Below are 14,786 nucleotides of genomic sequence, written 5' to 3'. Positions count from 1 at the left end.
ATAATAAATTCATGATGACATTACCTCAGCACAAAAGGATTAACGGATTGGATGCCTTACGGGCTATTGCCATGTTACTAGGTATCATACTACATGCTTCCATAGCATACAAAATGTATCCTAATCCTACCTGGCCATCTGACAACCAGTTTCATACGTTGTTTTTTGATGGTACTTATATGTTGCTGCATTCGTTCCGGATGCAATTATTCTATATAGTAGCCGGCTTTTTTGCCCGAATGCTATATTTGAAAATAGGTGAAACGGCTTTCATAAAACATCGCTTCAAAAGGATTGTCCTTCCTTTTACTGGCAGCCTCATTTTTATCTTACCACTATCAATTGCCCCTTTCCTTTATTACAAATATTTCATCGCTGACAAGTTACCACCTGCAGAAGCCTGGGCAGCTTTCCGTGTACAATTTTTCCATTGGAACGGTATGGCGCATTTATGGTTCCTGTATTACCTACTGCTCTTTTACATGGCAATGCTGCTGGTGAAACGCACAAGACTCATACAATATATCCCTTCTTTTATAAAGAGATTCAGCATCAATTTCGGGTCGCTGGGGCAGCTGCTTATTTTCACAGTAATACTCGGCGGCATACAGGTTATTTTCTTCCGGGAAGCAATTGTGGAAGTATCTACCGGTATCTTGCCAAAGATTTCCCATTTTATCTACTATGGTTTTTTCTTTGTTATTGGATACCTGTTACACCGTAATAACGGACAATTGAATGAAATAGCCCGGCATACCTGGTTATATTTACTTACAGGACTATTACTCAGTGTTATATTATTCGTTTTTTTAATCGTTTACAAAGAGCAGGCTTCAGTTTATACCTCCTATGTTTTATGGATTATAAAACTTGGACTGGCCATGCAAACCCTGTTTTTGGCATTTGGTACCATGGGGTTCTTCCTGAAATATTTAAACGGGGAAAATCCCGCTTTAAAATATATTGCTGATGCATCTTACTGGCTTTATCTGGTACACCTGTCACTGGTTGCCAGTTTACAAGTCTTTTTCCTGTATACCAACGTTCCTGGTTGGTCACGCTTCTGGTTAGTGTTGCTGATCACCGGTAGTATTGCCATGGCAACTTACAATTGGTTTATCAGGCATACTTTCATCGGGGACATTTTACACGGGCCCAGAAAACGTTCCAACAAAAATACCCTGGCGAAAGGCTAGTTATATATTTTTTTTACAATATAATATAATATATAATACTATTTTAAGTCTCAGTTTTATTGCATTAAATGGTTTAAATGGTCATTTCATCCGCTATTTCTTACATTTCACCAAATTGTATGAAAAATGATTTGAATTGTTTTTACCTTGCATCCGGGTTCGAGATTCATCTTTAAAAGATGGTGAAACAAGATCTGGCCAACCAAACCTTTTCTTGTAAGTATTTTTTTCCATTCCTATCTAAAGACCGTTTGCGGTTGCTTTTTCCTGAAAAAAGCGTGCCCCAAAGCACAATTTTACTTATTGTTAATGATAAATGTATTGCTTCTGAGCAGGCAATAAGTTTACTATTTATTATTAAATAATAAACCGAATACTTGATTAAATAATTCACCGAATACTTGCATCTATATTAAAATTTCGACTGCGCTAATACTTCACATATGAAAAAACTTTACCACCTACTATTTTTCATTCTCCTATTCGGGATGAAATTTGCTACTGCACAAACCGTATTAGATCCCAACGATCCTATTGTTGTTTACAATCCGGCCTCTCCCCCAACTCAACCAGCCTGGGGCAGCATTGGAAAATGGGTGAAAACAAACCGTGTAGGATGGGTAAGTACTTCCTACAAATGCTATATCTACAAAGGTTTGGCATTCCGGTTAAAGTTTCCCAAAAACTACAACCCTGCTGATACAAAGAAGTATCCGCTGATCATGTTCTTTCATGGTTTGGGAGAACTAGGAACTATTTACGATAATGAGTATCAGCTCCTACATGGTGGGGAAATCCATAAAAACAAAGTGGATGACGGAAGTTTCGATGGCTTCCTCTTTTATCCTCAAAGCCAATCCGGCTATTTTGGCGCTGCCCAATATGATATTATAACTGAACTGATCAATAATTTCTTTGTTCCACAGATCAATGTGGATCCATTCCGCATTATGGTAGAAGGACTTTCTGCAGGTGGTACCTCCACTTGGGAGTTCACCCTGCGGGCGCCTAAACTCATTGCTGGTTTTACCCCCATCAGTGCAGCTAACGGCTCATTAAAAAACAGTCTCGATATCTTTAAATATACACCCCTCTGGCAGTTCCAGGGTGCAATAGATCCAAATCCGACTGCCAACATTGCACAGGATCTGTATGCTAGCGCGCAGGCTGTTGGTGGTAATATGAAACTGACAGTATATGCAGGCCAGGGTCATGGCGTGTGGGATCTCGCCTGGAATGAGGCAGATTACTTCCCTTTCATGAGCCGGGCAAATAAAGCGAATCCTTGGCCTCTCTTTGGCAGAACAGAGTTCTGTACAGGAGATCTAATTAACGTAACGCTTGGACTCACCGCCGGTTTCGACGGTTATGAATGGCGTAAAGATGGCGCACTCATTTCCGGTGCCACTTCCAACACCCTTACGGTAACTAGCTTAGGTACTTATGATGCCCGGGTAAAAAGTGGTAGCCTCTGGAGCCAGTGGTCACCCATACCAGTACAGATCAAAATAAAAGCACCTACAGTAAGTCCCAATATCCAGATTTCTGGGTTGATGAGTAAAGTGATCCCCGCTCCGGATGGGAAAGACAGCGTAGTATTACAGGTACCAACAGGCTACACTTCCTATGTATGGAAAAATGCAGCAGATACCAGTATTACACTCGGCACTCAGAATACTTTGGCTGTTCGTCAGGCTGGTAATTATGTAATAAAAGTAACAGAGTTGTATGGCTGCTCTAGCAGCTTTTCTGCGCCGTTTACTGTCATTCCTGCCAATGGAAGTCAGGCACCTGCCCCCGCAAATAGCCTCGTAGCAAGCGGTACTTCCAAAACGGGTGTTACCTTAAATTGGAACAAGAATGTGAGCCAGACCTATAGTGAAACAGGTTTTGAAGTGTACCGTGCTGCCACAGCCGGTGGGCCGTATACGTTAATAGCCCTGGTAAATGCAAATGTGCTCACCTATGAAGACCATGGTCTGAATCCCAATACCCAATATTTTTATATTGTACGCGCTGTCAACAATAGCGGTGCAGCGGCTGTAAGCAATGAAGCCAATGCTACCACACAATATGACAGCACCCCTCCTATTGCTCCTGGAAATGTAACAGCGACAGGCACTACCCGTACTTCTGTAACCCTTTCCTGGGTTGCATCTACAGATGATGTTGCAGTAGATAAATACGACATATATATTAACGGTGTTAAATCCTATACTATCAATGGAGATCAAACCTCCTTTACGGCATATGGTCTAACAAACAGGCAGATTTATACCTTTATTATAAAAGCCAGGGATGCAGCCGGCAATGTTTCACCTGCCAGCAACCAGGCCAGTGCAGCTGCCATCTCTAAAGGTCTGAACTATAAATATTATTTAGGTGCTTTCAATACCTTGCCTGATTTCACAACACTGACACCAGACAAAACGGGTACTACCCCAACCGTTGATCTTTCTGTAAGAACACAGGAAACCAACTATGCCATTCTCTGGCAGGGGTATATCAACATACCCGTTACAGGTAATTATACATTCGAAACCTATTCAGATGATGGCAGTAAGCTATACATTGGCAACTATAGCCCAACAGCTACTGCACTGGTGAATAATGACGGCTTACACGGAACACAATACAGAGAAGGAACAATCAATCTTACCAAAGGTTCTTATCCGATCAGCATCAGTTTCTTCCAGCAAGGTGGTGGGCAAACAATGCAAATATTTTGGAAAAATACGGCCAACGGTGTTACCACCCGGCAGGAAATCCCTGCATCCTTCTTTGCAGATACACTTACGTTGCCAGCCGTTCCCGTAGCACCTTCTAATACCAAAGCCACTGCTGTATCTTACAATAAGATAAATCTTACATGGAACGATAACAGCAATAATGAAACTGGTTTTGAAATATACCGTGCAGCTGCACAAGCGGGTCCTTACAATATTGTAGCCACTACTGCAGCAAATGCTACAACTTACGCTGATAGTCTGCTGACGGCGCAAACAACTTACTACTACCAAGTAAAAGCCATCAATAAATATGGTAACTCTGGTGTAAGCCTTAGCGATATCAGTGGATTACGCTACGATTATTATGAAGCTTCTTATACCACATTACCTGATTTCAATACGCTTACACCGGTAAAAAGTGGTATTACACCCAATGTGAATCTGGACATCCGTCAACGTGATGTAAATTATGCGTTGAAGTTCTCCGGATACATTAACATTCCAACCACAGGTCAATATACCTTCTATACTTCCTCCGATGATGGCAGTAAACTGTATATTGATGGATTTGACAATGCACATACAATCGTTAATAATAACTTCCTGCAAGGTACCACCGAAAGATCCGGTGTTGTTACCCTCACTGCAGGACGTCATCAGATTTATGTGACCTACTTCCAGCAAGGTGGTGGACAGGCATTGACAGCAAGTTATCAACGCACCCCGGCTATTCCCAAACAGAATATACCAGCCAGTGCTTTTGAAAATGTGAACGTTAAAGCTACCACACTGGCATTACCACCATTACCAGCTGCACCAACTGTACTTACTGGTACTGCGGTTACTTCACGGGTTAATCTGAAATGGAATGATAATTCCAATAATGAAACCGGCTTTGAAATATACCGCTCAATGAGCAATAATACCAGTTACCTCTTACTGACCACCAAAACATCAAGTGACAGTACTACTGCTGTATATTCCGATACTTCCATTATAGCCAATACCAGCTATTACTACAAAGTAAGAGCGAAGAACGGAACAGGAACATCTGCATACAGCAATGAACTGAGTATTATTACAGTCAATACAGTTCCTGTACTCCAGAACCTATCTGATAAAGGCATGCGTTATGGTACGCAATTGGTGATACCTGTAATTGCTACAGATCCGGATAACGAAACCCTGACTCTGACTGCTATCAATCTCCCCGCATTTGGTGTATTGGCAGACAATGGCAATGGTACCGGCAGCCTTACTTTCAACCCTACTCTCGCAGATCAGGGAATATACAGCAATATACAGGTGAAAGTAACTGACCAGCATGGCGGCATAGCAACTAAATCATTTACCTTAACAATAAATGACAACTATCCACCGGTTTTAAATCCGATATCAAATGTTACTACCAGCACAGGTAGTGCATCACAGGTAAATCTTACCGCAACAGATAATAATCTTACTGATGTATTGACCTGGTCTAACACGGGATTACCAGCTTTCGCTACCTTCACAGCAACCGGTAATAATGCGCAGATCCAGTTGAATCCTGGCTATTCTGATGGCGGGCTTTATCCTGTAACAGTTACCATAAATGACGGTAAAGGTGGTGTTGATGTCAAATCGTTTACCATCTCAGTTACAGCTACCAATCCAGGCAAAGTAGTATTCATCAACTTCAATGATGGTACGAATGCAGCAACTGGCTACTGGAATAACGTAAACAAACCTCCTGTTCAGAATGATGTATATGCTAACCTGAAAGACTCTACAAATACTGCTACCAGTATCTCAATGAAGGTGATTACACCATGGCAGAATCAGAATAATGGTACCAATAATTCAGGCGCTACCACCAACAACAATACAGGCATCTATCCAGATAAGGTAATAATATCAGCATGGTGGAGCGGAGCAGGTGCAAAACAAACCTTACAATTATCAGGTTTAACACTTGGCCCTAATTTCACTTATAACATCACGTTCTTTGGTAGTCGTGGCGGAGTAAGCGATAACCGCACCACGCTATATTCTATCAACGGAACAAGTGTTTCGCTGAACGCAGCCAACAACACCACTAATACAGTTACGATCAAAAATATAGTACCGGATAGTACTGGCGCTGTATTACTGGATATTATCAACGGTACAGGATCATCCTTTGCTTATCTGAATGCGATGATTATTGAAGCCGCATATGATGATCACGCAGCACCGGCAGCACCCAAAAACATAGCTGCACAATTAATAACCGGAGCTGTAAAAGTAAACTGGTCTGATGCAGCATATAATGAAACGGGCTACGAAGTACATCGGGCTACAGATCCGGCAGGACCATTTACACTGCTGAATCCTGCTCCGACCAATGCTAACGCAACCACATACAACGATAGCACCGTTCATGGCAGCACGAGGTATTATTACAAAGTAAGAGCAATCAACAGTTATGGTTCTTCTGCTTTCAGTGATACTGCCAGTGTACAAACCGCCAACATTCCGCCAGTACTTGCTCCTATCAGCAATATAACTGCAAAAACAGGCGACACCACCAATGTTACCGTAAGTGCTACCGGCGATGTAGGAACTATCATTACGCTTTCTGCAACGGGATTACCATCCTTCGCAACGTTTACTGATAATGGCAACGGCAATGGTGTCCTGTCTGTTAAACCTACCAGCAGCAATGTGGGTGTTTATAATAATGTAAGTATTACTGCAACAGATAACAAAGGAGGAACAGCAATACGGACCTTCTCAATCACTGTTACAACTAAATCACTGGCTAGTATATACGTGAACTTCAATGAAGTGAACCCGGTAGGTGCGCCATGGAACAGTTTCAATACCTTCCCACAAGCAGGCAAATCCATCAGCAATATAAAGAATGGGGATGGTGTTGCTACAGGTATAACTCTTACACTGGTTGATGCCATTGAAGGCGCCAACGCAGTAGGTGCAACAACTGGTAACAATAGCGGTGTCTTCCCGGATAGTGTTATGCAAACCGCTTATTTTGAATCTTCAGCAAATACCAAACGTATAAGAATAACCGGTTTACCAGCAGGAAATAAGTACAACCTGATATTCTTTGCCAGTCGTGGAAGCGTTGCTGACAACAGAAACACAGATTATACAGTAGGTGCGCAAACAGTAACATTGAATGCAGCCTCCAATACAAGCAATACTGTTCAGATCAACGGTCTATCTCCTGATGCAACCGGTATGATAGAGTTTAGCTTCAAACGTGGCACAGGCTCATCATATGGATATATCGGCGCACTGGTAATACAGTCCTATGCAGATAATGGTTTGCCACTGGCACCATCTAATCTGAAAGCACTGGGTAAATCACGCAACAGTATAGCACTCAACTGGCAGGATAATGCAACAACCGGAACAGCTATGCAGGTATGGAGATCAGCAACAGTAGATGGCGCTTATTCATTAATCACTACTCTCCCTGCTCATACTACCAGCTACTTGGATAACGGCCTCTCAGAAAATACCGGTTATTTCTATAAAGTAAGAGTCGTAGATAATACACTGTTTTCTGATTACAGTAATGTAGCCAGTGGATATACTTACGCCTACTCCGTATATGTGAATATCAATCGTGATAACCCGGCAGGTTCACCATGGAACAATACCAACGCAGCTCCGATGGAAGGTGCCCGTTTCAGTAACCTGTTAACAGAACAGGGTGACAACTCAGGCCTCGCTTTAAGTGTTGTTAAAAACTTCAGTGGCGATAATCCGTTTGGTGTGATTACCGGTAATAACTCCGGCATCTATCCAGACAACGTTTTAAGAAGTTCCTGGTGGATCGATGGTAATGGCCTGGCAACGATGAGAGTAGAAGGGCTCAATCAATCACAGGCATATACATTTACTTTCCTGGGAAGCAGGGACGGTGCCGGTGACCGCACAACGATATATACTGTCAACGGTCAAAGTGTATCTTTAAACAGTTCAAATAACAGTACTCAAACTGTTCAGTTGGATAATATCAGACCGGATCAGGATGGCTACGTACTCATTAGCATGACTACAGGTCCGCAGGCGCAATACGGTTACATAAACTCTCTGGTGATCAGCAGTTATGGTGTTGACCCAGGCACAAGTGGCGGTAACACATTGTTGCAGAGAATTTCGGGTGGAGCTCTTAATATGTCTGGCAACACACTGGTTCCGGTTAATACACAGTTGATGATAAAAGAACCGGTTATCAATGCTTACCCAAATCCATTCCAATCATTCGTGTATTTATCATTGGACGAAACACCTAAGAATGCGAAGATGATTGTCAAACTGTTTGATACACAAGGTCGGCTGTTATTTGCAAAGGTTTTGGGTAACACTGGCGGAGGTGCTTCTAATGAAAGACTGGACTTCGGTCCGAACTTAATCAAGGGCGTATACTTCCTTCAGATAATGGCAAATGATAAAATGGTTAAAACAATCAAACTGATCAGGAATTAAATATCATACACATAAAATATGCATGTCTGAAAACTCCGGTTATAATAACCGGAGTTTTCAGATTTTATAGATACTTTTGTTTAACTCAAAGATGCATTTCACCCGTGAACCTGAACTTAAAAGCTACTTCTCAAAATACATATGATGCCATTGTAATAGGCTCGGGAATCAGTGGAGGCTGGGCTGCCAAAGAACTGTGTGAAAAAGGTTTAAAGACCTTGTTGTTAGAAAGGGGCAGAAATGTAGAACACGTAAAAGACTATCCCACAGCGATGAAAAATCCATGGGAATTTGAACACCGACTCAACAACCCTGAAAGAGATAAAGCGGAGGATCCTATTCAAAGTGCCGCTTATGATGAAAGCAGCAAACACTTTTTTGTTCGCGATAAGGAACATCCTTACATCCAGGAAACTCCTTTCAGCTGGATTCGTGGTTACCAGGTAGGTGGAAGGTCCCTGACATGGGGCAGACAGTGTTACCGCCTCAGTGACCTGGATTTCGAAGCCAATAAAAAAGATGGACATGGAGTAGACTGGCCTATCCGGTATGCAGATCTGGCGCCATGGTACGACTATGTAGAGAGTTTTGCCGGCATCAGTGGACAGGCAGAAGGACTCCCTCATTTGCCCGACGGACAATTTCTTCCCCCATTTGAAATGAACTGTCTGGAACTTACCTTTAGGGAAGCTGTAAGCCGCGAATATAAAGACCGCCTGGTTACTATTGCCCGTGTGGCGAACCTTACCCGCGGCTGGAAAGAAAGAGGCCCCTGTCAGGCCCGTAACCTTTGCCATCGTGGATGCCCTTACAGTGGTTATTTCAGCACAAACAGTGCTACACTCCCCGCAGCAATGTCCACGGGTAATCTGACCCTACGCCCTTTCAGTACTGTAACTGAAGTGATGTATAATAAAGAAACTAAGAAAGCTACCGGAGTACGTATTATTGATACGGAAACAATGGAGTCAATGGAATTTTATGCAAAGATCATTTTCCTGAATGCATCAACTATTGCTTCCGCCGCTATCCTGCTCAATTCTGTATCGGATGCCTTTCCAAACGGTTTAGGCAATTCCAGTGATCTTGTTGGCCGCAATCTGATGGATCATCATTTCAAAGTGGGCGGTATGGGTGAGTATCCCGCCTTACAGGATAAATATTATACCGGCCGCAGACCTGCCGGTATTTATATTCCCCGCTTCCGGAATCTCAATGCTGCAACCCAAAGAAATGACTATATAAGAGGATTTGGCTACCAGGGATATGCTGAACGCGAAGCCTGGATGGATAATTTCAAACTGGACGGCTATGGTGATACGTTTAAAAAGGAGCTGACAGCCCCAGGTAAATGGGTGATGTGGTTGGGGGGCTGGGGTGAAGTACTCCCTTATGAAGACAACAGGATCACGCTGGACAAAACCCATAAAGACAAATGGGGGCAACCGCTGGTAAAAGTAAATTTTAAAATAAAGGATAACGAAAATGCCATGCGCAAGGACATGCGTAACAGTGCCATGGAAATGCTGGAAAAAAGTGGTTTTGTAAATGTAGCCGGCTTCGACTACAATTATATCGGAGGCGAATGTGTTCATGAAATGGGTACCGCAAGAATGGGCCATGATCCCACAACATCGGTATTAAATAACTGGAACCAATTGCATGAAGTAAGTAATGTCTTTATTACAGACGGCAGCGCAATGACCTCCTCTGCTACACAAAACCCTTCGCTTACCTACATGGCGCTAACAGCCAGGGCCTGCAATTATGCGGTGCAGCAGTTGAAACAAAATAACTTATAAAAAAAGCAGGTCCACCCGGACCTGCTTTTTTCTTTATAGATAACTACATTACTGCACAATTATTTCTTCCTATAACCACTATTACCCAAAGCAGAACCGGATAAAGGCTGATAAAAATTATTCCCATCTACGCCGGCGGCTGATACTGTAGCAAAGGTAGTATTGGCTTTATCACCTGTTCCCAGAGTAGCGGATCCGCCATTTTCAGTATAAATGTATGCATTTGGCGCTATAACACCTCCACTCATACGAGGCTGAATAAATGCGTTACCACTAACAATCAGCGGGGCAGTCATTCCCTTTTCACCGTTAATACGTAAAGATGCACCACCAGTTCTCACAATGGTATTATTGAGTACCTGCACCACTGCTTTATTAGCACCTCTCAGGCTTACACCATCATTACCACCACTCTCGTTATCTCTAAAAAGATTGTTGCTGATAATATGTGTAGCTCCATTTTCACCGGAGCCGTAGAACTGCAACAACTCTCCCCATCCGTCATGCACATAATTGTCGTGCGTATTTGTGTTGGTAGTACGCCCACCAATCAGTATACCACCATTATGCGAAGTGTTATGTTGCTGTCCCCAGTTAGTAACACTATTATTATATATTTCCAGCTGGTCAATAGCTGCAGTCTGTATGCCATCTGCTCCTCCATTAGACACATCATTGTTATAGATTTTAACATTGTGCCATTTGATTGGCTGCACATAATTGCCACTGGCTGCAAATCCGGAAGGATCTCCGTAGTAGGAAGTATTCGCATTCAGATCCCAATAAGTTGCAGTGTGGCCTATATACATGGCTTCATTGTTGGTACCGCTGATAGACACATCATGAATCAACAGATTATCCATAGTAGAGTTAGGATAATGCGTACTCGGATCTCCTTTTACAGGATCTGTTTTAGCCCAAATACCAGTACCACCATTGCGGATAGTAATATTCTGTATTTCAAAGTTATCTGTATGTTTACTTAATACGAGGTCAAAATAGGCATCTCTGGCCGGCTGTGTTGAGCAATCAAGAATGAAGTTTGCTTTGGATGATTCTCCTCCAACCTTAATGTAGTGACAGTTATCAAACTTTAGTGCTTCCGCCCAGGAACCACCGTTCCAACCAGGATTACCGATTTTGGTAACCACTCCATTGGTGTTGGTAATAATAATCGGATTACCCGCAGTTCCGCTAAGGTTCATAACAGCTACTGCTAAAAAATTACCTTTCAGATAAAGCACATCACCTCCCTTGTAAGTGGACTTTGATCCATCAATTATCAATCTTCCTTCCGCATCAGGAACAAGGGTATACGCGGTACCCTTAACAGGCGCCGTTGGTGTTTCTTTGTCTGGAACAGACGGAGACGGTTTGATTTGTTCTAATACATCTTTGGTGCAGCTTGCGGCAAAAAAAACGACTGCTGACGTTACCGCCAGAAAACGTAAGGAAATGCAATTCTTCATGGTTTTTCTAAAGTTATATGGTTTAAATTCAATGCTTACAAACACTAAAAAGTACTCATAAGATATTATCGGATATGGACACGACATGGTTTCTGTTTGCGAATATCTAAAAATTAAAATAGAAAACAACATTGTAACAACCCATTGTTTTCCTTTTTCAAAGTGTCTTTTCTGATTATAACCTGGCAGCTGAAAACAGAACGTGCTGATTAGCAGATTTAAATGAGATTAACGAAAGCTCTTTGCCTTATTGGCTCTGAAACACAAGCAGATCGCCCATATGCTAAATAAATATACTGCATTAAATTTCATAATACATAACTTTTTTCATGTTTTTTTTAAAAAAATTTAAAAAAAAATTCGGTTGATAATTCTTACTAAGATAACCTTTGGATATTAAAAAGCCGGCTCAAAAATATGAGCCGGCTTTTTAAATATGATGCAGGGTAGTTTATAACCCGAATACTGCTTTCACTTTGTCTACGTAATCCAGTTTTTCCCAGGTAAACAATTCCACTTCTACACTTTTCTCGTGTTTCTTTCCTTTGTTAAATACCTTGGTAACGATTTTCGGTTCACGACCCATGTGGCCATAAGCGGCGGTATCACTATAAATAGGATTGCGCAGTTTCAGTCTTTGCTCAATAGCGTAAGGACGCAGATCAAAGATCTCTTCTATTTTCTTCGCAATCTCACCATCATTCAGTTTTACTTTGGATGTACCATAAGTATTTACATAAATACCACATGGTTTTGCCACACCGATAGCATAAGATACCTGTACCAGTATTTCATCGCAAACACCAGCAGCTACCAGGTTTTTAGCGATATGACGGGTTGCGTAAGCCGCAGAGCGGTCTACTTTGGAAGGATCTTTACCAGAGAATGCACCACCACCGTGTGCACCTTTACCACCGTAGGTATCCACAATGATTTTACGGCCGGTTAAGCCGGTATCACCATGAGGACCACCAATTACAAACTTGCCGGTTGGATTGATATGGTGATTGATGTCATATCCATTAAACAATTCCTGTAATTCCGGTTTCAGCTGTGCTTTCACACGCGGGATCAGGATCTTGATCATATCATCCTTGATCTTCGCCAGCATCTTTTCATCCTCGTCAAAATCATCATGCTGGGTAGAGATAACGATAGTATCGATTCTTACCGGTTTATTATCATCAGAATATTCAATAGTAACCTGGGATTTAGCATCTGGACGCAGGTACTTGATTTCATTATTCTCCCGGCGGAGTACTGCCAGCTCCAGCAACAGTTTATGCGCCAGGTCCAGTGCCAGCGGCATATAGTTGTCTGTTTCACGGGTAGCATAACCAAACATCATACCCTGGTCACCTGCACCCTGTTCTTCAGGAGACTTGCGGTCAACACCCTGGTTGATATCAGGAGATTGTTCGTGAATAGCGGAAAGGATACCGCAGGAATTAGCTTCAAACATGTATTCGCTCTTGGTATATCCAATCTTGCGGATCACCTCACGGGCAATTTCCTGCACATCCAGGTAAGCATCCGACTTCACCTCCCCTGCCAGTACAACCTGACCGGTAGTTACCAACGTTTCACAAGCTACTTTAGATTTTGCATCATATGCCAGAAAATGATCTATCAGGGCGTCAGAGATCTGATCTGCAACTTTATCGGGATGTCCTTCTGAAACAGATTCAGATGTAAATAAGTAAGGCATAAAAGTCTTGAATTAGCAGTTTTATGGTTTGGTATAAATAATTCTCAGTTTCATATTGTACTGTGAGAGATTTCCTCCTCCCACTTTAACACGGTTTACATCCATGATAAAGGGAGAGTAACCCTGCAGCCTGAAGCCATTGTTGGTTTCTACCTTTTTCAGGAGCATCTGCAGATAGCGGCCAACATTGAAAGTGTACTGTGCAACCTGCACACCTCCGAAATTAGTGACAACCTTTTTGGTACCTCCAAAGTATTCGGCGCCGCCTGAAGTATAATCAATGGGGAGTTTGGTGGAGTCTCCGGTAACATACTGACTCAAAGTTAAGCTTCCTGGCTCAGTAAAAATATTATTCATATCGGTTGGCCCGGTAGTAATTTGTGTGATCACCAGCTCAGCTCTGTTAATAACCGAATTAGGGAACGATTCCAGACCCGGAATCGTCAGTTTGGTATATAGCCCCGGATTGGTTTGCAGGAACAGGATACTATCGCCCAATGGGTTACTGGTGTTGATATACCTGGCAGCTTCGGAACCGTTGTAGTTACGCACAAAATAATTGGAGTGCGCACTGGCATACTGGTTGAATGCAAAAGTCGCACGCAGGGAATCATCCGTGCTATTCTTGTAAAACACGGTGAGCTTGGTGTTGGTATTGTTCAGATCCAGGTAAAACATGTTCCTGTTAGTACCCAGCATCGTATCCGGTACAATGGCAAAACCTTTCAGGTAGGCACGGAAAGTAGAATCATTGGTAAAAGAACCGTCTGATTTCTGTTGCAGCAGTTCGTTACCAAAAAGACTGCTCAGTTTGATCCGCAGCTGCGCGGTTTCCATGGTACCATAAACATTTACAGAATCGCGTACTGCCAGCGGTGTTACCGTAGCGGTACCCAGTAAGTCTGACTGGTTATACAGTAAAGGTTTGTTATATGCATAGTTGGAATCGATTCTGAAAGCAGGATCTGACATGCGGTATACCCGGAACGTCTGGGGTGTGGTAGAATCACCGCTATATCCGAGGTAGCTGAGTGACAGTACCACGGAATCCAGTGTCTGACCGGTTCCTGCAAAAGTAAAGGCGCCGCTGGGTAAGCTCACCTGTGTGTATACGAAAGCATGTGTTTTACCAACAACAGGATCCGTTGTGATAGAGCCGAGTATTTTTTTGTAGTAGGTATACCCGTTTACTACAGATGAATCATATTGCAGGATATTATGTGCAATGATGTTATTGATAGTAGTATCCTTTGCATTAACAAAATCCCCCGGGGGTATCAGTCCTGTACCAAGAATGGTAGACTCATTACAACCGGATGATCCATACAGCAGGGTAAAAAAAGCGGCTACAAAGCTAAGGTTCCTGAAATTAATCTTCACGCGATATGTTGTTAGTTATTTAT

Annotated in this window: 6 protein-coding genes; 3 read left to right on the top strand and 3 right to left on the bottom strand. The window is 42.5% G+C overall.

The window, feature by feature from the left end:
• Nucleotides 1-11: 11 nt before the first annotated feature.
• The 3 genes from ABQ275_RS08870 to ABQ275_RS08860 all read left to right on the top strand — a co-directional run bounded on the left by ABQ275_RS08870 (nt 12) and on the right by ABQ275_RS08860 (nt 10,206).
• Nucleotides 12-1,196: an acyltransferase family protein gene (locus ABQ275_RS08870; RefSeq protein ID WP_349317930.1), complete on the top strand. Its 1,185-nt coding sequence runs from the start codon at nt 12-14 to the stop codon at nt 1,194-1,196.
• A gap of 443 nt (nt 1,197-1,639) precedes the next feature.
• Nucleotides 1,640-8,404: a fibronectin type III domain-containing protein gene (locus ABQ275_RS08865; RefSeq protein WP_349317929.1), complete on the top strand. Its 6,765-nt coding sequence runs from the start codon at nt 1,640-1,642 to the stop codon at nt 8,402-8,404.
• 104 nt (nt 8,405-8,508) lie between these two features.
• Nucleotides 8,509-10,206 carry a GMC family oxidoreductase gene (locus ABQ275_RS08860; RefSeq protein WP_349317928.1) on the top strand — a complete coding sequence of 566 codons (1,698 nt, stop codon included), beginning with the start codon at nt 8,509-8,511 and terminating at the stop codon, nt 10,204-10,206.
• A gap of 59 nt (nt 10,207-10,265) precedes the next feature.
• Here ABQ275_RS08860 and ABQ275_RS08855 read toward each other — a convergent pair whose 3' ends face one another.
• From ABQ275_RS08855 to ABQ275_RS08845, 3 genes are all read right to left on the bottom strand, one after another.
• Nucleotides 10,266-11,675: a right-handed parallel beta-helix repeat-containing protein gene (locus tag ABQ275_RS08855; protein ID WP_349317927.1), complete on the bottom strand. Its 1,410-nt coding sequence runs from the start codon at nt 11,673-11,675 to the stop codon at nt 10,266-10,268.
• A gap of 451 nt (nt 11,676-12,126) precedes the next feature.
• The gene (gene metK / locus ABQ275_RS08850; protein ID WP_349317926.1) at nt 12,127-13,383 is read right to left on the bottom strand and encodes a methionine adenosyltransferase; all 1,257 of its coding nucleotides are present in this window, start codon (nt 13,381-13,383) and stop codon (nt 12,127-12,129) included.
• 21 nt (nt 13,384-13,404) lie between these two features.
• Nucleotides 13,405-14,763 carry a DUF4270 family protein gene (locus tag ABQ275_RS08845; protein ID WP_349317925.1) on the bottom strand — a complete coding sequence of 453 codons (1,359 nt, stop codon included), beginning with the start codon at nt 14,761-14,763 and terminating at the stop codon, nt 13,405-13,407.
• Nucleotides 14,764-14,786 lie beyond the last annotated feature (23 nt).

This window comes from Chitinophaga sp. MM2321 (genome assembly GCF_964033635.1).
Lineage (GTDB): Bacteria > Bacteroidota > Bacteroidia > Chitinophagales > Chitinophagaceae > Chitinophaga.
This window is presented reverse-complemented; position numbering and strand designations above follow the sequence as displayed.